Origin of the sequence: Duganella alba (assembly GCF_009674495.1) — a bacterium.
In the GTDB taxonomy this organism is placed as follows: Bacteria; Pseudomonadota; Gammaproteobacteria; order Burkholderiales; family Burkholderiaceae_D; genus Rugamonas; species Rugamonas alba.
On the sequence record NZ_WKJN01000001.1, the window covers coordinates 395556 to 416877 of the forward strand.

Here is a 21322-nt window from a genome sequence, read left to right on the forward strand (position 1 = left end):
GCTTGTGCGAGAATCAACCTTTAATTTCGCACAGGAAAGCAGATGAGTGAACTTAAGCGCGGCCTGAAAAGCCGGCATATTCAGTTGATCGCGCTGGGCGGCGCCATCGGCACCGGCCTGTTCCTCGGCATTGCGCAGACCATCCAGATGGCCGGTCCGTCCGTATTGCTGGGCTACGGCGTGGCCGGTCTGATCGCCTTCTTCATCATGCGCCAGCTGGGCGAAATGGTGGTCGACGAGCCGGTCGCCGGCTCCTTCAGCTACTTCGCCGACAAATACTGCGGCCACTGGGCCGGCTTCATGGCGGGCTGGAACTACTGGGTATTGTATGTACTGGTCAGCATGGCCGAGCTGTCGGCGGTCGGCATCTACGTTCAATACTGGTGGCCGGAGCTGCCAACCTGGGTGTCGGCGCTGGCCTTCTTCGTCATCATCAACGCCATCAGCCTGTTCAACGTGAAGGCGTTCGGCGAGATGGAATTCTGGTTCGCCATCATCAAGGTGCTGGCGATCGTCGGCATGATCGGCTTCGGCGCCTACCTGCTGATCTCCGGTGACGCCGGCCCGCAGGCGACGGTGGCCAACCTGTGGCAGCACGGCGGCTTCTTCCCCAACGGGATCGGCGGCCTGGTGATGGCCATGGCGGTCATCATGTTCTCCTTCGGCGGGCTGGAACTGATCGGCATCACCGCCGCCGAAGCGGACAATCCATCGCACACCATCCCCAAGGCCACCAACCAGGCCATCTACCGCATCCTGATCTTCTACATCGGCGCGCTGGCGATCCTGCTGTCGCTATACCCGTGGCAGAAGGTGGTCAGCAGCGGCAGCCCGTTCGTGCTGATCTTCCATGCCTTGAACAGCAACGCCGTGGCCCATGTACTGAACGTGGTGGTGCTGACGGCCGCGCTGTCGGTGTATAACAGCGGCGTCTACGCCAACACCCGCATGCTGTACGGCCTGGCCAGACAGGGCAACGCGCCAAAGGCGTTGCTGAAGGTCAGTCCACGCGGCGTGCCGCTGACGGCGCTGGGCGTGTCGGCGCTGGCCACCGGCGTGTGCGTGGCGGTCAACTACTTCATGCCGGCCAAGGCCTTCGGCTTCCTGATGGGGCTTGTGGTGTCGGCGCTGATCATCAACTGGGGCCTGATCAGCTGGATCCACCTGCGCTTCCGCGCACAGAAAAAGGCCGCCGGCCAGCTGACGCAGTTCCAGAGCCTTGGCTACCCGTTCACCAACTACCTGTGCCTGGCCTTCCTGGCCGCGATCCTGGTGGTGATGTATATGACACCGGACCTGCGACTGTCCGTCTATCTGATTCCGGCCTGGCTGGCGGCGCTGGCCATCGGCTACAAGCTGCGCCGCCAGGGCTGATCAGATGGTTTCCTGCTCGCGCAAGGTCAGCGGACTGGCCAGCGCGTAGCGGGCGATGTCGTCCTTGCGCATGAAGGCCACGCCGGCCTTGCTGCGGGCGTAGGTGAGGAATTCATCCCACACGCGCACCATCTGCGGCGTGCCGCTGATGCGATCGTGGGCGCTGATCGACATCATGCGGCGGCGCTTGCCCGCCTCCTCGTACAGCTGGTCGAACTCGCCCTTGATCTGGTCGAGGAACTGCTGCGGCGAATAGTTGCGGCCTTCGATCAGCACGATGTCGTTGTTACGCAGCGTGTACGGCACCACCACGAAATCCTTGCCGTTCACCTGTTCGATGAACGGTTCGTCGCGGCTGACGTCATCGATGTGGTAGGCGAAGCCCAACTCCTGCAGCAGCGACAGCGTATTCGGGCCACGCCGCAGCCAGTTGCAGTTGTAGCCGACCGTGCGTTCGCCGGTAGCCGCCTGCACCATGTCGCGGCCGGCGATCAGGAAGGCGCGTTCGTCGTTGCGGTTCATCGCGTACTGCGAGCTCCAGCGCGGGCCGTGGCCGGACGCTTCATGGCCGCGTTTCACGATCTCGCGCGCCAGTTCGGGATGGCGCTGCGCCGCTTCGCCGATCATGTGCGAGGTGACCTTGACGCCGTGCTTGTCCCACAAATCCAGCATGCGCGGCACGCCTTCACGGTAGCCGTAGGCGAACCAGGTATTGGCCACCGGATCGGATTTTATGCTGGCCGGGAAATCGATTTTAGGGAAAGGCGAATCCGCGCCTTTGGGCGGCTGGCCGCCGGCTTCGAACTGCATCGAGATGGAAATCACCATGCGCGCGCCATCCGGCCAGAAGGCGCCGGGCGCCGTGGCAGTCTGCGCCTGCGCACCGGCCAAAGCATCGGCCGCACCGGCGGCACCGACCGCCAGGGCCGCCGCACCGGCAACCGCACCGGTGGCAGCCTGCGCCAGGAAACGCCGGCGTGGCGTCAGATCGGCGCTCATAACAGACCTCCGCCGTCGACGTCCAGCACGGCGCCGGTCACGAAGCCGTTCTGCATCAGCATCAGGTAGGCTTGCGCCAGATCGTCCGGCTGGCCGACGCGCCCCACCGGCAGGCCGGCGCCGACACGCTGCGCCATCGCGCCGCGCTCGGCGTCGCTCATCTCGCCCCACATGCCGGTTTCCACCATGCCCGGGCTGACCACGTTGACGCGCAGCGGCGCCAGTTCCTTGGCCAGCGTCTTGCCTATGGATTCAACGGCGGCGTTCATCGCCGCTTTCACCAGCGCGCCCGGCACGGCCTTGCGCGCCAGCAGGCCGGAAGTCAGGGTGACCGAGCCGCCCGCCTTCAGATAACGCGCCGCGTGCTTGACGGCGCGCAGCTGGCCAAACACCTTGACGTTGAAAGCCGCCATCGCAGCTTCCGGGTCCAGATCCGCCAGACGGCTGGACGAGATCACGGGGCCGGACGTCACCACCAGATGGTCGAACGCGCCAACTTCCTCGAAGAAGCGGCGGACGGCCGCGTCATCGGTCAGATCCAGCTGCGCCGACTGAACCTGCGGCGACAGGCCGGCAGGCGCCTTGCGGCGGCCAGCTGCGATCACGCGTGCGCCGGCCGCCGCGGCCTGCTCCGCCACTGCCTGCCCGATGCCGGACAAGCCTCCAATTACCACCACAAGCTGATTCTTCACGATGCACTCCTGTTAAAAGTAGTGCATCCATTCTGCGCGCTCTTCAGCGTGCCGATAATTGGTCCGGCTCTTGAATGACCTTCAACGCCAGCTTGAAGATGGCGGCTAGCCGATGATGCTGATCTCGCTCTCGTCCTCGGTGTAGCGCACCGGCGCCAGGCCGCTGCCGGCGATACGCTCCTTCAAGGTCGACCCCGGCGCTGGCGCCGCAATCTGTTCATGGGCGAAAAGGTGCTCGACGATCTGCTCTTCGCTGTAGCGGCCAGCGGTTGAAAACTCCAGCGGTTCTTCGTTATCCTTGTACCAGACTTTGTAAAACGGCATAGCAATCTCCTTCTGTTGAGTCTCAATAGTATGGCAGGTAAATGGTTTATCGGTTGGCACGCGCACAGACCCTGCCGCCCTCTCCCGCCACCATGTCGGCAAACCTGTTCTGGAGGATACGCCATGTCCACTTTCGCCCAACATCGACCATTGCAGCTGCCCGCGCTGGCCGGCTGGCTGGTCCTGACGTTTGCATTTGCCGCCGTCGGCGCCTACGCATCGGCGCAAGCGGCGGACTTTTACCTGCAGCTGGACCGCCCCGGCTGGGCGCCGCCGGCCTGGCTGTTCGGCCCCGCGTGGAGCGCCCTTTACCTGCTGATGGCAATCGCCGCCTGGCGCGTGCAGCGTGCCAGCGCCCCTGGCGGCGCCCGTCCCGAGTTCACGCTGTACATGGTGCAGCTGGCCGCCAACGCCTTGTGGACCTGGCTGTTCTTCGCGTGGCACAAGGGCGCGTGGGCATTTGTCGAGATTTTGCTGCTGTGGGTGCTGATCGCCGCCACCATCGTCGCCTTCGGCCGCCGCGACCGCTGGGCGGGATTGTTGTTGATTCCCTACATTGCCTGGGTCAGTTTCGCCACCTGCCTCTGCTACAGCATCTGGCAACGCAATTTAGTCGTGCTCTAAAATAAATATAGTTGCATTAGTGACTACGAAATGGCAAGCCAACCTGCTACACTCTCAGGCTTTGCAGCTCAAACGCAATAGCAATGACGAATGTACAAGGGCCGGCCGCGCCTAAACTCCTGATACTGTCCCTGTCGATCATGTTGGCGGTAGCAGCGCGCGCGCAAATTCCGGAAGTCAGCGTCACGGCGCAGCGCGCGCCAGCGCTGGAATCGAAAACACCGGTGGCGATGAGCACCCTGTCGGCCGACCAGTTGACCGAAGCCGGCATCGATAGTCCGTCCGGCATCGGCGCGCGCCTGCCGAATGTGGAGCTGGATAACCTTGCCGACGGCCTGCGCATCACGATGCGCGGCGTCTCCAACGCCGACACCACGGAAAAAGGCGATCCCTCGGCCGCCTTCCTGCTCGACGGGATCTACATCGCACGCCCGCAAATCCAGAATCTCAGCTTCTATGACCTGGAACGCGTGGAGGTGCTGCGCGGCCCGCAAGGCACGCTGTACGGCCGTAACAGCACGGCGGGCGTGGTCAATGTCATCTCGAAGGCGCCGGTCAACCGGTTTGAAGCCTGGCTCGCCACGGAAATCGGCAACTACGACAGCCGCAAAATCAGCGCCATGCTCAATGTGCCGGTCAGCGACATGTTGTCGCTGCGCGCCGCCATGGCCTGGAACCGGCACGACAGCTACCTGACCAACGGCCAGCACACCACGCACACGCTGGGCAAGGACCGCGACGACCTGTCGGCGCGCCTCTCCGCAAAGCTCAAGATCAACCGCGACGCCACGCTGCTGCTGCGCTATGACCACAGCCGGGTGGACGACAACAACGACAGCTTTGTCCCCGACACCAATTTCTACGCCGGTGTGGCCGGCGGCAAGCCGACCTGGCATGGCGGCAGCGCCGGCGCACAACTGACCAACGGCTTCGTGCCGCCCAACGCCGTGCCGGAACAGGGCTACGCCCACAAGACCACCTCCGGCATCAGCGCCGACCTGGCCTGGGATCTGGGCCCGGCGACGCTGAACTACACCGGTTCGCACCGCAGCTACGACCACGACGCGCTGGCCAATTTCTACTACCGCGTGGCACCGACGCTGGCGCTGGGCGTGCGCCAGAACTTCAGCGGCGAATACACGCAGAATTCGCACGAACTGCGCCTCGCCACCAATGGCGACGGCCCGCTCAGCGCGCAGGCCGGCCTTTACTACTTCCGCGAACAGTCGTCGCAGACCTATGTGTTCCGCGATCTTGAGCTGCTTGGCCTGGTGCCGTATTACGTCTTCCCGCACGGCCCGACCATCGCCACCAGCAAGGCCGTATTCGGCCAGGCCACGTATCGCCTGACCGGCAAGCTGCGCGCCACCGCCGGCGCGCGCTATACCGACGACAAGAAATCGCGCGTCGGTTCCACCAACTTCCAGCAAGGCGCGGTATTCAATCCGGCCACCGACTTCGCGTTGCTGAACGCCGCCAGCATGGGCACACACCAGACCACGTGGCGGCTCGGCGCCGATTACGATCTGGCGCCGGCCGCGCTGCTGTACGCAGCCGTCGCCACCGGCTACAAGGCCGGCGGCTTTAACGACGGCTGCCTGGCCGGCGCGGTGCAACTGGGCCTGAGCTGCCCGGCGGCGCTGGCGGTGCCGGCGAATACGCTGATCTACCAGCCGGAAACCGTGCGCTCCTACGAAGGCGGCGTCAAGACCCGCTTCTGGGACCGGCGCGCCAGCCTGAATCTGTCGGCCTTCCACTACGATTACCGCAACCTGCAACTGTCCGGCGTCGCCATCGTCGCCGGCGCGCCGCGCTTCGTCACCGCCAATGCGGGCGAAGCCAGCGTCAAGGGGCTGGAGGCCGAAGGCCAGGTCGCGCTGTCGGCGCAGGACCGCGTCAGCTACGCGCTGGCGCTGCTGGATGCGCACTATGTCCGCTATAGTCCCGACAGCGTGCACGACTGGGCCGGCAATAAACTGGACCGCTCCCCCGCGCATACGCTGACGCTGGGCTATGAGCACAGCTTCGCGCTGCCGGATGGCGATCTGGCGGCCGGCCTCCATTCCCGCAGGAGCGCCTCTGCCATCATCGCCGTGCCGACGCAGCTGCTGCAATACCGGATTCCCGCCTACACCGAAAGCGACGCCACGCTGCACTACCGCCCGCGCAGGGCGCAATGGAGCGTGCTGGCGCGTGTGAAAAACCTTGAAAACAAAGTCCGCCCGCTTGCCATCGACAGTTTCGGCATGACCGTGCCAAGCGATCCACGCACGGTGGATGTGCGGATCGACTATCGCTTCTGACCTCATGCTGAACTCCCTGGCCCGCTACCTGTTCCTGATCTTTGCCCTGACGCTGACAAGCAGCGCGGCCGGAGCTGCGCTGGTGCTGGACGGGCAGCGTAGCCAGCTGGAAGCCTGGCCCTTCGTCAAGGTGATGACCGACGCCGGCGGCAAGCTGACGCCAGCGCAGGCGCTGGCCGCCGAACAGGGCTACGCCGCGCCGGATTCCGCCTACGCCACGCTGGGCGTGCAAAAAGACGTGGTCTGGCTGCGCATCCCGGTATGGGCGCCGGCCGCCGTCGACAGCGAATGGGTACTCAGCATCGATTACGCGGTGCTCAACCGCGTCGATGTCTACGTGGCCAGCGCCGGCCGCATCACCGGCCACCAGGTGGTCGGCAATCTGCAACCGGAACCGCCCGGCGCGCCGCGCAGCCGCGTGCCGGCCGTCGTGCTGCACCTGACGCCGGGCGCCGAACAGGTGCTGCTGCTGCGCGTCGAGAACATCGGCACCATGATTCTGCCCATCTCGCTGTCGCGTCCCGCCATCTTCCACGGCGACGCGCTGGGCGAGCAGATGCTGCAAGGCGTGCTGACCGGCCTGAGTCTGTGCCTGCTGCTGTACGGCCTTGCGCAATGGATCACGCTGCGCGAACCGCTGTACGGCAAGTTCGCGCTGCTGGTGGCGGGAACCACGCTGTTTTCGATCGAATTCTTCGGACTGGGGAATCAATACCTGTGGAAGGACAACGTCTGGATGAACATCCATTCGGGCGGCCTGTTCGCGCTGATGGCCGCCTGCGGCGCCTACCTGTTCGTCGAACAGGCGCTGGCCCGGCAGGGCATGGACCGCATCTTCAGCCGCCTGATGAAAGGCGGCGCCGCACTGTGCGTGCTCAGCGCCCTCGCCTACATCACCGACATCATGAGCGTGGAGACGCTGGTCATCATCGTCAGCACGCTGGGCGTGATGCCGATGCTGCTTGGCCTGCCGGGCGCCTACTTCCGCGCGCGGCGCGGCGACTCGGTCGGCATCTACTTCCTGGTTGGCTGGGGCGTCAGCTTTTCCGCCTCGGCGATACTGAGCCAGGTCATCGGCGGCAAGGTCGAGGCCAACTTCTGGACCATGCATTCGCTACAGTTCGGGAATATGTTCGACATGCTGGTGTTCACCCGCATCCTCGGCCTGCGCACCAAGGCCATGCAGACCGCCATGCTGCGCGCCGAGGAAGCCACGCGCACCAAGTCGGAATTCCTGGCCCACATGAGCCACGAGATCCGCACGCCGATGAACGCCATCATCGGCATGAGCCGTCTGGCGCTGATGACCGAGCCGAACGCCAAGCTGCAGAACTACCTCGGTAAGATTCTCGGCGCCGGCGAACATCTGCTGGCCGTCATCAACGATATCCTCGACTTTTCCAAGATCGAAGCCGGCAAGCTGGGACTGGAGTCCGCGCCGTTCGCATTGCAGGAAATGCTGGACCACCTGGCCAGCCTGACCATCATCAAATCCGACGCCGCGCGCGTGGAACTGAAAATGCGCGTTGACGACAGCGTGCCGCCGCGCCTGGTCGGCGATCCGCTGCGACTCAGCCAGGTGCTGATCAACCTGACCAGCAACGCCGTCAAGTTCACTGAACGCGGCGAGATCAACGTCGGCGTAGAGCTGGTGGAGCGGGCCGACGACACCGTGGCGCTGCGCTTCTCGGTCAAGGATACCGGCATCGGCATGCGGCCGTCGCAGGTGGCGGGCCTGTTCCAGTCGTTCAACCAGGCCGGCGTGACCACCACGCGCCAATACGGCGGCACCGGCCTTGGCCTGAGCATCTCGCGCCAGCTGGTGGAGCTGATGGGCGGCGCCATCCAGGTCAGCAGCGCGCCGGGCGTCGGCAGCCAGTTCAGCTTCATCATCCGCCTCGGCATTGCCGACGACGCGGCCGCGCCGGTGGACTGGCCGCTGGCGCCGCAACAGCCGCCGCACACGCCGCACCGCCAGTCCGGCGCCGGCTTCGCCATGCGCGACCTGTCGGCGCTGGACGGCGCGCGCATCCTGCTGGTGGAGGACAACGCCAACAACCGCGAAGTGGCGCTGGACTTCCTGTCCGCCGCCCGCATGCGGATCGACGTCGCCGAACACGGCGCCGAAGCGCTGCGCATGGTGGACCACACCGACTACGACCTGGTGCTGATGGACGTGCAGATGCGCGAGATGGACGGCCTGACCGCCACGCGCCAGATCCGCGCCATGCCGCGCCACGCGCACCTGCCCATCGTCGCCATGACCGCCTACGCCATGGCCGGCGACCGTGACAAGAGCCTTGCCGCCGGCATGAACGACCACGTCACCAAGCCTATCGTGCCGGAACAGCTGTTCCGTACCCTGATCAAGTGGCTGCCGGCGGAACAACTGGCTGAACGCCGTGCCCAGGCCAGCGCCGCCGTCCAGCATGTCGCCGCGGCCCGCCGCGCCGGCGTGGCCACCGGTGCGCCGCTGCCGATCATTCCCGGCGTAGACTGGCAACTTGCGCTGGAAAGCGTGGACCGCGAGCGCGAGCGCCTCGACAAGCGCCTGCGCGGCTTCGTCAACGAATACCACGCCGCCGCGCAAACGGTGCGCGAGGCGGCCGCCGGCGGCCGCTACGAGCAACTGCACGACGTCACACACAATTTGAAATCGACCGCGGCCTACATTGGCGCCTTCCATCTGGCGGCGCAGGCGCAGGCGCTGGAACAGGCCTTGCGCAGTGAACGCGGCGATGGCGTGGCCGCGCTGGCGGCCGAACTGGCCGATGGACTGGACCTGGTGCTGGCGGGCCTGCTGCAGATGGGCGAGCCGCCCGCATCGCCGCGCTATCGCAACGGCGACGCGACGCTGCTGATCGCGCGGCTGGAAGCCTGCCTGCGCGGCGACGATGCCCGCGCCGAAGACGTGTTGAGGGAACTGGCCGCACTGCCGCAGGTCATACGCCATACGCACCATCTGGCGGCGATCCGGCGCGCGGTGGATGACATCGAATACCACACTGCACTGGCGCCGCTCGACGCGTTGGCGCGAACGCTGCAAAACGAACTGGAAGAAGACGCATGAATCTGGTGGGGACGCAAAAGGTACTCGTCGCGGACGACGACACGGTGAATCGCCAGGTATTGGCGGAGCTGCTCAAGCCGGAATATACCGTGCTGCTGGCGAAGAACGGCGAACAGGCGCTGGAACGCGCCGCGCGCCACCTGCCCGACCTGATCCTGCTCGACGTGATGATGCCGGACATGGACGGCTACCAGGTGCTGCGCAGCCTGCGCGCCGACGAGCAGACCGCCAACATCGCGGTGATCTTCATTTCCGGCCTGGGCCGGCCGGAGGACGAGGCCATCGGCCTGAAGATGGGCGCCGCCGACTACATCGCCAAGCCGTTCAACGAGACCGTGGTGATGGCGCGCGTGGCGATGCAGTTGCAGATGGTGCGCCAGCGCCGCATGCTGGAGCACCTGGCCCACGTCGATGGGCTGACCGAGCTGGCGAATCGCCGCCGCTTCGACGAGGTATACGAAACCGAGTGGCAGCGCAGCCGCCGCAACGGCCGGCCGCTGTCGCTGGCGCTACTCGACATCGACTCCTTCAAGCAGTACAACGACCATTACGGCCATCCGGCCGGCGACCGCGCCCTGCGCGCCGTGGCCCGCGCCGTCTCGTCCGGCCTGCGCCGCCCGGCCGACCTGGCGGCGCGCTACGGTGGTGAGGAAGTGGTGCTGCTGATGCCGGACACCGAGGCGGCGCAGGCGCAGCAGGTGGTCAGCGCCATCTGCGCCGCGATCGCGGCCCTGCAGATCCAGCACGAGGCCTCGTCGGTCGCGCCAATGCTGACGGTGAGCGCCGGCGGCGCCACGCTGAATGGCACGGCAGAGGAGAGTTGCAGCGACCTGTTTTGCGCCGCCGACACCCTGCTCTACCAGGCAAAGAAGGCAGGCCGCAACCGCGTGCTGTGGCGCGCGGCGGCGGCCGATTTACCGCCGCAGTCCGGCGCCCAGCCGTAAGGTCTCGGCGATATTGCGCGCCGCGCTGCGCACGTTGGCGGCGGCGGCGGCCATCGCCTCCTCCACCGTGCACGGACGGCTGACCGAGCCGAACACCGCGTTGATGCCGTGTTCATGCACCGCCGCCGCGCCGGCGCCCAGGCCGCCGGCAATCGCGATCACCGGCTTGCCATGGCGCTGCGCCACGCGCGCCACGCCGACCGGCGTCTTGCCGTGGATAGTCTGGCCGTCGATGCGGCCTTCGCCGGTAATGACAAGGTCCGCATCGGCCACCGCCGCATCCAGGCCCACCGCATCGGTAACGATTTCGCTGCCGGGACGCAGGCTGCCGCCCAGGAACGCCAGCATGGCCGCGCCAATGCCGCCGCCGGCGCCGGCGCCCGGCACGTTGGCCACGTCCTGCCCCAGGTCGCGCGCGATCACTGCCGCATAATGACGCAGGTTGTCGTCCAGCCGCGCCACCATTTCCAGCGTCGCGCCCTTTTGCGGGCCGAAGATGGCGGAAGCGCCCTGTGGCCCCACCAGCGGGTTGCTGACATCGCAGGCGACGTCGAACACGCATTCCTTGATGCGCGCATCGAGGCCGGACAAGTCGATGTGGTCCAGCATATTCAGCGCGCCGCCGCCCGGCGCCAGGTCGGCGCCGCAGCCGTCGAGCAGCCGGCCACCCAGCGCCTGCAGCATGCCGGCGCCGCCGTCGTTGGTGGCGCTGCCGCCGATGCCCAGCACGAAGCGGCGCGCGCCGGCGTTCAGCGCGTTCAATATCAGCTGACCGGTGCCGAAGCTGGTGGTGCGCAGCGGATTGCGCTGCGACGGCAGCACCAGTTCCAGGCCGCTGGCGGCGGCCATTTCAATCACCGCCGTCTGGCCGTCGCCCATCAAGCCATAGAAAGCCGATACCGGCTGCCCCAGCGGCCCGGTGACCTGCAAGGCCACCAGCTTGCCGCCGCTGGCGTCGATCATGGCCTGTACCGTGCCTTCGCCGCCGTCCGCCACGGGCAGCTTGTGGTATTCGGCGTCGGGGAAGATTTCGCGGAAACCGGCTTCGATCTCGTTGGCCACCGCCATCGCCGTCAGGCTCTCCTTGAACGAATCCGGTGCTATCACTATTTTCATGTAAAACTCTTAGCGGTTGACCAGTTTTGCCGGCACGCGCAGCACCAGTATCGCGCCGATCAGCAGCACGCTCGACAGAATATACAGCGCCGAGTCGGTGCTGTTGGTCGCATCCTTGATCCAGCCCACCAGGAACGGGCTGACGAAACCGGCGATCTGGCCCAGCGAATTGATCAGCGCCAGGCCGCCCGCCGCCGCGGCGCTGCCCAGGAAGGCCGCCGGCAGGGACCAGAACTGCGCCAGCGCCGCCAGTGCGCCCATGGTCGCCATGCTTAAGCCGATCATGACGATCAGCGCATTGCTGGAGAAGTTGGCCGCCATCAGCAGGCCGACCAGGCCCATGACCATCGGCAGCGACACGTGCAGGCGGCGTTCGCGGTGCTTGTCGGCCGAACGGCCGCTCCACACCATGAACACGGCAGCCGCCAGGTACGGGATGGCACTCAGCCAGCCCACCGTCACCGCGCTCTCGAAGCCGAGCGACTTGATAATCGACGGCAGCCAGAAGTTAATCGCGTAGACGCCCATCTGGATGCAGAAGTAGATCACGCCCAGCATCCATACGCTGCCGTTGCCGATCACCGCGCCAAAGGTCTGGCCCACGTTGCTGGCGGCGGCGCGCTCCTGCTCATCGGCGGCAAGCGCGGCCTGCATGGCGGATTTTTCTTCGGCGCTCAACCACTTGGCCTGGGCGATGCCGTCGTTCAGGTACAGGTAGACGCCGACACCCAGCAGCACGGTCGGCACGCCCTGCAGCAGGAACAGCCACTGCCAGCCGGCCATGCCGCCCTGGCCGGCGGAGAAGTGCGACAGCATCCAGCCGGACACCGGACCGCCGATCAGGCCCGAAATCGGAATCGCCGACATGAACAGCGCCATCACCTGGCCGCGCTTCTGCGTCGGGAACCAGTGGGTGAAGTACAGCACCATGCCAGGGAAGAAGCCCGCTTCGGCGACGCCGGTGAAGAAGCGCAGCACATAGAACGAGGTGGGCGAATGCACGAACAGCATGCAGGCGGACAGGCCGCCCCACGCGATCATCATCACCGAAATCCAGCGCCGCGCGCCGATTTTATGCAGGATCAGGTTACTCGGCACGCCGCTCAGCACATAGCCGATGAAGAAGATGCCGGCGCCCAGGCCGTAAACAGTATTGCTCAATTTGAGCGCGTCCAGCATTTCCAGCTTCGCAAAGCCGACGTTGACGCGGTCCAGGTAATTGAACAGGTAGCAGACAAAGATGAACGGAATCAGGTGCCAGCTGGCCTTTTTATAGGCGCCGTCCAGGACGGACGCCGCCGGCCACGCTTGCGCCGAGGTGTTGGAATTGCTCATGCAGGTCTCCGATCTATTTTAATGATACCGCGATTATCTGGAATCGATCACAAAAAAGCATTGGACCAACGCCCGAATCTGGCCGCATCGCCTCCTCAATTATTGGGCGGATGCACTAAAATAGGCGCCATGGACATACTCAGCACGGAGCTGGCGCAGGATATCGTTACCCGCACCATGCGCATCATCCCCTATAACGTCAACGTCATGGACGCCAACGGCAGCATCATCGCCAGCGGCAATCCGGCCCGCATCGGCGAGCTGCATGCCGGCGCCCTGCTGGCGCTGGCCAAGAAACTGACGGTGGAAATCGACGACGCCAGCGCCAAAAACCTGCACGGCGCCCAGCCGGGCATCAATTTGCCGCTGACGGTGCACGGACAATTGTGCGGCGCGGTAGGCCTCAGTGGCGCACCGGACGACGTGCGCCAGTTCGGCGAACTGGTACGCTTGACCGCCGAAATGATCCTCGAACAGGCCCAGTTAACGGGCGAACTGCAGCGCGATTCGCGCTACCGCGAAGCCTTCGTCCTCAACCTGATCAACGGTGAACACGCCAGCACGGCGGACCTCGGCGCATGGGCGCACCGCCTCGGCGTCAACTTCGAACGCAGCCACGCCGTCTATCTGCTGGAAGTCGACGAGGCCGACCTGCAGGCGCTGCAACTGCGCCTGCAAACCCGCGTGCCGTCGGCGCTGACGGCGGCGGCAGGCCCGCACGAACTGGCGATCCTCGATTTTCTCGACGGCGCCGGCCATGACCGGCAGCTGCACGCGCTGGCCGCCATCCTGCGCGAAATCTGCCCGCAGCCGCACACGCTCACCATGGGCATCGCGCTGCAGGGCATCGGCGGCGTGGCCACTTCCTACCAAAGCGCCAAGACGGCGGCGCGCATCGGTCGCAGCCGCCATCCGCAGCGCCGCCTGCACAGTTACTACGACCACTCGCTGCCTGTGCTGCTCGCCGGCCTGAACACCGGATGGCAGTCGGCGCAGCTGCGCGCGCCGATCGAAAAGCTCGGCAAGAACAAGGATATGTTGCAGCGCACACTGGAAGCCTGGTTCGCCCACGACGGCCACCCGGCCGCCACCGCCGAAGCGCTGCACATCCACCGCAACACGCTGGACTACCGCCTGCGCCGCATCGGCGATATCACGGGCCTCGATCTGGCGCGGCTGGAAGACCGTTTTCTGCTCTACATTTCCGTGCTCTTGTCCAGTCAATGAAACTGAATGAAGCCATCTTATACACATAAAACAACAGGCTCGGAAATGCGTAAAACTTGCTGTATTATTCCCGCTTGCCCAAATAGCAGCCCACAAGGCCGGCCTTGGGCCACACGATAAAACACAAAAAGCACTGGAGCTATTTTGAGTATTTTTAGAACGAAGAATCTGGATGAAATGATCGCCAACGCCGGCAAGCCCGGTGGCCTGGCAAAGGTACTGGGTCCTTTCGACCTGATCTTGATGGGCATCGGCGCCATCGTCGGCACTGGCATCTTCGTGCTGACCGGTACGGGCGCTGTCACCGCCGGCCCGGCGCTGACCTTGTCGTTCGTGGTGGCCGCCATCGCCTGTGGTTTCGCCGCGCTGTGCTACGCGGAATTCGCCTCCACCGTTCCGGTGGCCGGCTCCATCTACACCTACTCCTATGCCACGCTGGGCGAACTGGCCGCGTGGATGATCGGCTGGGACCTGCTGCTGGAATACGGCCTGGCCACGTCGGCCGTGTCGGTCGGCTGGTCGGGCTACTTCCAGTCGCTGATCTCCGGTTTCGGCATCCACCTGCCGGTGGAACTCACCGCGGCGCCCGGCGCCCTGCCCGGCGTGCATACGCTGATCAACCTGCCGGCGTTGTGCATCATGCTGCTGCTGACCGCCATGTTGAGCATCGGCGTGCGTGAATCGGCGCGCGTCAACAACATCATGGTGGTCATCAAGATCAGCGTGGTGCTGCTGTTTATCTTCGTCGGCGCGCGTCACGTCACGCCGGCCAACTGGCACCCGTTCATGCCGTATGGCGTCAACGGCATGCTGGGCGCCTCGGCGCTGGTGTTCTTCGCCTTCATCGGCTTCGACGCCGTGACCTCGGCGGCGGAAGAAGTCAAACGTCCGGAACGCGATCTGCCGATCGGCATCATCGGTTCGCTGGCAGGCTGCACGATTCTGTACGTGATCGTCTCGGCCATCATGACCGGCATCGTGCCCTATAAAGAGTTCCTCGGCATCGACCACCCGGTCACGCTGGCGCTGCAAAAGGCGGGTGAAAACTGGTTCGCCGGCTTCGTCGACCTGGGCGCGATCCTTGGCATGACCACCGTGATCCTGGTGATGGCCTACGGCCAGACCCGCATCATCTTCGCCATGTCGCGCGACGGCCTGCTGCCGAAACGCCTGTCGAAAGTGCACCCGCGCTTCCAGACGCCGTTCCTCGCCACCTGGATCGTCGGTATCGTCTTCGGCCTGATGGCCGCCGTGGTGCCGCTGAACGTGTTGAGCGAACTGGTTAACATCGGCACGCTGGCGGCCTTCTCGCTGGTGTCGATCGCCGTCGTTATCCTGCGCAAGAAACGCCCTGACCTGAAACGCGCCTTCCGTTGCCCGGGCGTGCCGGTGGTGCCTGCGCTGGCGGTGATCTTCTGCGTCACGCTGATGTGCTACCTGAGCTGGGTCACCTGGGTTGCCTTCGGCATCTGGCTGGTGATCGGCCTGGCGGTCTATTTCGGCTACGCCCGCAAGCACTCGCTGCTCAACAAGTAAGTCCCCTACGCTGCCCGCAGCTGGAATTTCTTCCGGTACGACGCGGGCAGCAGTCCCACCCGCTGCTGGAACAGGCGGCGGAATGAATTGCTGTCCTCATAGCCCACCTTGAAGGTGATGCTGTCAAGGCTCATGCGGGTGGACTCCAGCAGATGCTTGGCCTTCTCCAGGCGCAGCGTCTGCAGGTAGGCCAGCGGCGTGTAGCCGGTGGCTTCCTTAAATCGCCGCGTGAAATTGCGCACGCCGAAACCGAAACGCGGCGCCAGTTCATCAATAGACAGCGGCTGATCGTAATGCTCCTCCAGCCAGTTCTGCACCCGCAGGATCTCGGCATCGCCATGGCTCTTGGGCATGGACCACAACACATACACCGACTGCGCGCTGCGCGCGTTATCGATCAGCAGATAGCGGCTGCACTTCTGCGCCAGATCCAATGAACCGTAACGCCGTATCAGATGCAGCAGCAGATCCATGGCCGCGCTGGCGCCGCCGCTGGTGATGAAGCGGTTGTCTTCGCACAGCGTTTCGCGCTCGTCCATGCGCACATCGGGATAGCGTTTGCGGAACAGGTCCGCGAAGGCCCAGTGGGTAGTGGCGCGCGCGCCGGACAGCAGCCCGGTTTCGGCCAGCATGAAGGTAGCGGTGCACATCGTCGCCAGCACCGCGCCTTGCGCATGTTGTTTGCGCAGCCAGTCCGCATAGCGCGCGAAGCCGGGCAAAGCTTCGCGCAACGTGAACAGAAAACCGGGGATCAGCACCAGATCGGTGTGATCGATGTTGTCCAGCGCGGCTTCAGCCTGCAAGGTCTGGCCGCGCAGCGTGGCGACCGGTCTGCCGTCCAGCGAGGCCGTGAGGACCTCAAACACCGGCTCCGCGGCAAACAGGTTGGCGGCGGTGAGCAATTCCAGCGCCGTGGTGGCGCTGGCGGCCGAACACTGGTCGGCAAACAGCAAGGTGATGTGCATGGCGGATTTCGCATGAAAAAAGTCATTTCCGCACCTACCTTACCAGAACCGCATCCCCTATAGTGGTGGCTGTCCTCTACTCGATCTACTCACCTGTACACTATGAATCTCTGGTTTCGACTGTTCTGGATGCTGTTGAAGCGTCCGTGGCGCAAAAGCGCCGATCCATTTTCCACCACCGTGGTGCGCATGCGCGTCTGGCCGCTGGACCTGGATCTGAACCGCCACGTCACCAACGGCCGCTACTTCACGCTGGCCGACATCGGCCGCATGGACTACGTGCTGAAGACCGGCGCCTTCCGCACCGCGCTGCGCCACAAGGCCGTGCCCATCGTCGGCGACGCCTGGGGCAAGTTCCGCCGCGAGCTGAAGGTGTTCGAAACGTTCGAACTCCACACCCGCATGCTGGGATGGGATGAAAAATGGAGCTTCCTCGAACACCGCTTCGTCAAGGATGGCCGCGTGGCCGGCGTGGTGGTGATGCGCGGCGTGTTCCGCTCATCCAAAGGCACGGTGCGGCCCGCCGACATCGTGCGTGACCTCGGCGTGCCCGAGCAGTCGCCGCCGCTGCCCGATTGGCTGTCAACCTGGTCGGACAGCTGCGACGGCATGAGCCAGCAGCTGCGCGAGGAAGAAGCGAAAAACTAAACCACCACCAGATCCAGTTCGCGCAGGAAGCTGGCCGCCTGCGCGTGCGAGATGATGGCGCCCTTGAACAGGCCGCCCTCGGTCAACTTGATGCCTTCGATGTTGGCGCCGCGCAGATCCGCGCCCTGCAACTTGGCCAGCTTGAGCACCGCGTTGCGCAGGCTGCCGCCTTCGAACACCGCATCGCGGAAATCGCAGCCGGACAGATAGGCGTCCGAAAAATCCAGCTCCTTCAAGGTCGCCTTGCGGAACGAGAAGCCGCGCATGTCGGCGCCCACCAGCAGACATTCCTCGAAATGGATGCCCAGGTGCGCCACCTCCTCGAACGATGCGCCGGTCAGTTTGCAGCCGTGGAAAGCGGCGGACGCCAGCTTGGCGCGGCGCCATTTGGCGTTATTCAGGTCGCAGCCCTCAAAGCGCGCATCGACCGCATCAACCGATTCCAGATCGATGCCGCCGGCGCGGCAACGCAGCCAGTGCGAGCGCGCCAGCTTGCAGGCGAACAGCGTGGCGCCGGCAAAGGTGCAGCGCTCGAAAGTGCAGCCTTGCAGGTCGAGGCGCGACAGATCCTCATCGTCGAAGGCGCATCCCTCAAAGCGGCGCACGCCCTGCGCCAGGTGCTCTTCCAGTTCGGCGCGCGACAGCGCCACGCCGGAGACGGCGTTCGTATTCGATTGTTCCATCACTTCAGATTCATCGTTTGTACCGACAGCAGCTTGCACTCGCCGGCCACGTTCACATAGGTGCGCATAAACTGGTAGCGGTTGCTGCGCGAAGTCTTGCCATCCGCGTTCCACTGCTCGGTGGTGCTCACGCCGCGCAGCACGACCGTGTCGCCCTGCACGTGCGCATGCACGTCGCTGGTGGTGCGGGACTTGTAGATCACCGGCTTTTCCAGCCGTGCCAACAGGCTGGTGCGCGTTTCGATTTCGGAGCCGAGGGTATGCACCCACACATAGTCATCCGCCAGCAGCGTGCGCAGGAAAGGCAGGTCGCCGACGCGCAGCGCTTCTTCGTACTGCGCGTCACGCGCCATCAGCGCCTCGGCGGGCAGGCGAGGCGCTGCCGAAGCCAGTAATGGGAGCGCGCCGCAGAGGAGAAACAGGATTTTTTTCATGGTGCCGAAGAGTATAACCGCTCCACCGTGCCCTATCCCACAGACTTCTTGAAGAAATCCTCTTATTCTGAACCGCATGATGAAAAAATATCGCAAGCAGCCTTACGACGTGGCCAACATCCGCCGCCTGCTGGAGCCAGGCCCGGTGGTGCTGGTCAGTTCAGCATGGCAGGGCAGGACCAACATCATGACCATGGGCTGGCACATGATGATCGGCTTTACGCCGGCGCTGTTCGGCTGCTACATCGACGAAAGCAACCATAGTTACGACATGGTGGTCAGCAGCGGCGAATGCGTGATCAACCTGCCCACCGCCGACCTGCTGGAACAGGTCATCGGCATTGGCAACTGCAGCGGCGCCAACACCGACAAATTCTCGCTGTTCGGCCTGACCGCCCTGCCGGGCGAAGAAGTCGCCGCACCGCTGATCGCCGAATGCTACGCCAGCTTCGAATGCCGGCTGGCGGACGCCAAGCCGAACCCCAATCACCCGCTGTTCGTCTGGGAAGTGGTGCGCGCCCACGTCGCCACCACGCCCAGGCTGCCGAAAACGCTGCACTACCGGGGCGATGGTGAATTCATGGTTTCCGGCCGCGAAATCGCCACGCTTGAGCGCTATCCCAACCAGCGCCGCTAAAGCCCGCACTGCGGCCGAGGAGACAGCATGAACACCAACGAATGGTTCCTGCTGATCGGCGCACTGATGCTGGCGCGCGGCCTGGCGGCGGCGACGATTTCACGCTCGCCGTTCACCTCCGCCATCGTCTATCTGGCGGTCGGCATGCTGCTGGGACCAAGCGCGCTCAATCTGTTCAGCTTCGACCCGACCAAGGAATCCGGACCGCTGGAAATGCTGGCCCAGGTGGCGCTGCTGATTTCCCTGTTCTCCGCCGGCGTCAAGATGCCGGTGCCGTTCACGCTGGAACGCTGGAGCGCGCCGTTGCGCCTGGCCTGGCTGTCGATGGCGCTGACGGTGGGACTGGTGGCGCTGTTCGCCTACTATGTGCTGCACCTGCCGGCCGGCGCCGCCGTTCTGCTGGGCGGCATACTCGCCCCGACCGATCCGGTGCTGGCCACCGATGTCCAGGTGCGCCATGCCGGCGACAAGGACCAGTTGCGCTTCAACCTGACCTGCGAGGCCGGCATGAACGACGGCAGCGCCTTCCCGTTCGTGCTGCTGGGTCTCGCCATGCTGCACATGAGCGAAGCCGGCAACGTCAACGAACACCTGATCCATTGGCTGCTGGTCGATGTGCTGTGGGCCACGGCAGGCGCGCTGCTGGTCGGCGTGGCTGCCGGCGCGGGACTGGCGCGCCTGAGCTGGCGCCTGCGCGTGATGACGCCCCGCCACGACATCATGGACGACCTGGTGGCCCTGGGCCTGATCGCGGTGGTGTTCGCCCTGGCCAGCCTGATGAAGGCTTCCGGCTTCCTGGCCGTGTTCTTCGCCGCCGTGGCGTTGCGCCAGACGGAATTGAAACTGGCCGGCGCACCGAAAGACAAGCAAGGCCTGCGCGAGCCGGACATGGCCAAGTCCGAGGCCGCAAAATCCGACGAAACCGAAGGCGTGCCGCTGGTGGTCAGTAACGAGTCGCTGGTGTTCAAGGAGCACCTGGAACGCCTGTCCGAACTGACGCTGGTGCTGCTCCTGGGCGGCATGATTTCGCTGCGCGACCTGCCCTACGAAACCATTGGCGTCGCCGCCTTCCTGTTCGTGGTGGCGCGGCCGCTGTCGGTCTACGTTGGCCTGATGGGCAGCGGCGTCGGCAAGCGCATGCGGGCGATGATCGGCTGGTTCGGCGTGCGCGGCATCGGCTCCATCTTCTACCTGGTCTATGCGATTGAAGCCGGCCTGCCGCCCAACATCGCCAGGCAGCTGACCGGCATCGCGCTGGGCGTCATCATGCTCTCGATACTGGTGCACGGCTTTAGCGTCAAGCCGCTGATCGATACTAAATGATCGCCGCGATGGCCATGCCCACTTCCGTGGTGCTGGCCGTGCCGCCCATGTCCGGCGTGCGCGGACCGTCGACCAGGCAGCGCTCCACGGCGGACACCATGGCATCGTGCGCCTCGGTATAGCCAAGGAAGTCCAGCATCATCGCGCCGCACCAGATCATGGCGATCGGATTGGCGATATTCTGGCCGTAGATGTCCGGCGCCGAGCCGTGCACCGGTTCGAACAGCGACGGGAAGCGACGCTCCGGATTCAGGTTGGCCGACGGCGCAATGCCGATGGTGCCCGCACACGCCGGTCCCAGGTCGGACAGGATGTCGCCAAACAGGTTGGACGCCACCACCACATCGAAGCGCTCCGGCGACAGCACGAAGCGCGCGGCCAGGATATCGATGTGGTACTTGTCATGTTTGATTTCCGGATAGTTCAGCCCCATCGCATCGACGCGCTCGTCCCAGTACGGCATGCTGATCGAAATGCCGTTGGACTTGGTGGCCGAGGTCAGATGCTTCTTCGGCCGCTTCTGCGCCAGTTCAAACGCAAACTTCAGCACGCGGTCCACGCCGGTGCGGGTGAAGATGGCTTCCTGCAGCACGAACTCGCGGTCCGTGCCTTCGAACATGCGGCCGCCGACGCTGGAATATTCGCCTTCCGTGTTCTCGCGGACGATGTACATATCGATGTCGCCGGGCTTCTTGTTCGCAAGCGGGCAAGGCACGCCGGGCAGCAGGCGCACCGGGCGCAGATTGATGTACTGATCGAACTGGCGGCGGAACTTCAGCAGCGATCCCCACAGCGACACGTGGTCCGGCACCGTATCCGGCCAGCCGACCGCGCCGAAGAACAGAGCGTCGTAGCCATTCAGCTGCTCCTTCCAGTCATCCGGCATCATCTTGCCGTGCTCCAGATAATATTCGCAGCTCGGCCATTCGAATGTGGTCCATTCGATGCCGATATTGAAGCGCTTTGCCGCCGCCTCCACTGCGCGTATCCCCTCCGGCATGACCTCCTTGCCGATGCCATCGCCTGCCAGCACTGCGATTTTATGTACTTTCATGTCCGCTCCCCTTCCTGGAAAACCACAGCATAAA

General features: G+C 64.7%; 19 protein-coding genes. 10 read left to right on the forward strand and 9 right to left on the reverse strand.

What is annotated here, in order from left to right; genetic code table 11:
* Nucleotides 1–42 precede the first annotated feature (42 nt).
* Complete coding sequence (locus tag GJ695_RS01715) at nucleotides 43–1374, forward strand: amino acid permease (RefSeq protein ID WP_154361873.1); 1332 nt, start codon at nucleotides 43–45, stop codon at nucleotides 1372–1374.
* Here GJ695_RS01715 and GJ695_RS01720 read toward each other — a convergent pair whose 3' ends face one another.
* From GJ695_RS01720 to GJ695_RS01730, 3 genes are all read right to left on the reverse strand, one after another.
* The gene (locus GJ695_RS01720; protein WP_154361874.1) at nucleotides 1375–2373 is read right to left on the reverse strand and encodes a polysaccharide deacetylase family protein; all 999 of its coding nucleotides are present in this window, start codon (nucleotides 2371–2373) and stop codon (nucleotides 1375–1377) included.
* A complete protein-coding gene (locus GJ695_RS01725; protein WP_166454990.1) occupies nucleotides 2370–3065 on the reverse strand; it encodes an SDR family oxidoreductase in 696 nt (231 codons plus the stop codon). The genes GJ695_RS01720 and GJ695_RS01725 overlap by 4 nt, the downstream gene beginning before the upstream one ends.
* A gap of 105 nt (nucleotides 3066–3170) precedes the next feature.
* Complete coding sequence (locus tag GJ695_RS01730) at nucleotides 3171–3389, reverse strand: hypothetical protein (RefSeq protein WP_154361875.1); 219 nt, start codon at nucleotides 3387–3389, stop codon at nucleotides 3171–3173.
* Between the two features lie 123 nt (nucleotides 3390–3512).
* On the opposite strand from GJ695_RS01730, the gene GJ695_RS01735 reads away from it, so the two are divergent.
* From GJ695_RS01735 to GJ695_RS01750, 4 genes are all read left to right on the forward strand, one after another.
* Complete coding sequence (locus GJ695_RS01735) at nucleotides 3513–4013, forward strand: TspO/MBR family protein (protein WP_154361876.1); 501 nt, start codon at nucleotides 3513–3515, stop codon at nucleotides 4011–4013.
* Between the two features lie 83 nt (nucleotides 4014–4096).
* Entirely contained in the window at nucleotides 4097–6316 is a 2220-nt protein-coding gene (locus tag GJ695_RS01740; protein ID WP_154361877.1) for a TonB-dependent receptor, read from the forward strand.
* A gap of 4 nt (nucleotides 6317–6320) precedes the next feature.
* Nucleotides 6321–9386: a hybrid sensor histidine kinase/response regulator gene (locus GJ695_RS01745; RefSeq protein WP_154361878.1), complete on the forward strand. Its 3066-nt coding sequence runs from the start codon at nucleotides 6321–6323 to the stop codon at nucleotides 9384–9386.
* Nucleotides 9383–10330 (forward strand): diguanylate cyclase, encoded by a 948-nt coding sequence (locus GJ695_RS01750; protein ID WP_154361879.1) that lies wholly within the window; start codon nucleotides 9383–9385, stop codon nucleotides 10328–10330. Before GJ695_RS01745 ends, GJ695_RS01750 begins: the two co-directional genes overlap by 4 nt.
* Here the strand turns inward: GJ695_RS01750 and GJ695_RS01755 are convergent.
* Together GJ695_RS01755 and GJ695_RS01760 are read right to left on the reverse strand one after the other, a co-directional pair.
* The gene (locus GJ695_RS01755; protein WP_154361880.1) at nucleotides 10301–11446 is read right to left on the reverse strand and encodes a glycerate kinase; all 1146 of its coding nucleotides are present in this window, start codon (nucleotides 11444–11446) and stop codon (nucleotides 10301–10303) included. The genes GJ695_RS01750 and GJ695_RS01755 overlap by 30 nt on opposite strands.
* A 9-nt stretch (nucleotides 11447–11455) precedes the next feature.
* On the reverse strand, nucleotides 11456–12781 hold the full coding sequence (locus GJ695_RS01760; protein WP_154361881.1) for an MFS transporter: 1326 nt from the start codon (nucleotides 12779–12781) through the stop codon (nucleotides 11456–11458).
* Between the two features lie 129 nt (nucleotides 12782–12910).
* Between GJ695_RS01760 and GJ695_RS01765 the strand changes: the two genes are divergently transcribed.
* Both GJ695_RS01765 and bcaP read left to right on the forward strand, forming a co-directional pair.
* Nucleotides 12911–14008, forward strand: coding sequence for a sugar diacid recognition domain-containing protein (locus tag GJ695_RS01765; RefSeq protein WP_154361882.1), 1098 nt, complete (start codon nucleotides 12911–12913; stop codon nucleotides 14006–14008).
* A gap of 144 nt (nucleotides 14009–14152) precedes the next feature.
* Nucleotides 14153–15544 carry a branched-chain amino acid transporter BcaP gene (gene bcaP / locus GJ695_RS01770; protein WP_154361883.1) on the forward strand — a complete coding sequence of 464 codons (1392 nt, stop codon included), beginning with the start codon at nucleotides 14153–14155 and terminating at the stop codon, nucleotides 15542–15544.
* 5 nt (nucleotides 15545–15549) lie between these two features.
* Here bcaP and GJ695_RS01775 read toward each other — a convergent pair whose 3' ends face one another.
* Entirely contained in the window at nucleotides 15550–16509 is a 960-nt protein-coding gene (locus GJ695_RS01775; RefSeq protein ID WP_154361884.1) for a GlxA family transcriptional regulator, read from the reverse strand.
* A 102-nt stretch (nucleotides 16510–16611) separates the two neighbouring features.
* On the opposite strand from GJ695_RS01775, the gene GJ695_RS01780 reads away from it, so the two are divergent.
* Nucleotides 16612–17157 carry a thioesterase family protein gene (locus GJ695_RS01780; RefSeq protein ID WP_154361885.1) on the forward strand — a complete coding sequence of 182 codons (546 nt, stop codon included), beginning with the start codon at nucleotides 16612–16614 and terminating at the stop codon, nucleotides 17155–17157.
* Here GJ695_RS01780 and GJ695_RS01785 read toward each other — a convergent pair.
* Both GJ695_RS01785 and GJ695_RS01790 read right to left on the reverse strand, forming a co-directional pair.
* Nucleotides 17154–17840 (reverse strand): pentapeptide repeat-containing protein, encoded by a 687-nt coding sequence (locus tag GJ695_RS01785; protein WP_154361886.1) that lies wholly within the window; start codon nucleotides 17838–17840, stop codon nucleotides 17154–17156. The genes GJ695_RS01780 and GJ695_RS01785 overlap by 4 nt on opposite strands.
* Nucleotides 17840–18193, reverse strand: a complete 354-nt coding sequence (locus GJ695_RS01790) for a nuclear transport factor 2 family protein (protein ID WP_166454991.1) — start codon at nucleotides 18191–18193, stop codon at nucleotides 17840–17842. Before GJ695_RS01790 ends, GJ695_RS01785 begins: the two co-directional genes overlap by 1 nt.
* 157 nt (nucleotides 18194–18350) lie before the next feature.
* Between GJ695_RS01790 and GJ695_RS01795 the strand changes: the two genes are divergently transcribed.
* Both GJ695_RS01795 and GJ695_RS01800 read left to right on the forward strand, forming a co-directional pair.
* Nucleotides 18351–18911 (forward strand): flavin reductase family protein, encoded by a 561-nt coding sequence (locus GJ695_RS01795; protein ID WP_308491936.1) that lies wholly within the window; start codon nucleotides 18351–18353, stop codon nucleotides 18909–18911.
* A gap of 27 nt (nucleotides 18912–18938) precedes the next feature.
* A complete protein-coding gene (locus GJ695_RS01800; RefSeq protein ID WP_154361888.1) occupies nucleotides 18939–20234 on the forward strand; it encodes a cation:proton antiporter in 1296 nt (431 codons plus the stop codon).
* Here the strand turns inward: GJ695_RS01800 and GJ695_RS01805 are convergent.
* Nucleotides 20227–21288 (reverse strand): tartrate dehydrogenase, encoded by a 1062-nt coding sequence (locus tag GJ695_RS01805; protein ID WP_154361889.1) that lies wholly within the window; start codon nucleotides 21286–21288, stop codon nucleotides 20227–20229. The genes GJ695_RS01800 and GJ695_RS01805 overlap by 8 nt on opposite strands.
* Between the last annotated feature and the right edge of the window lie 34 nt (nucleotides 21289–21322).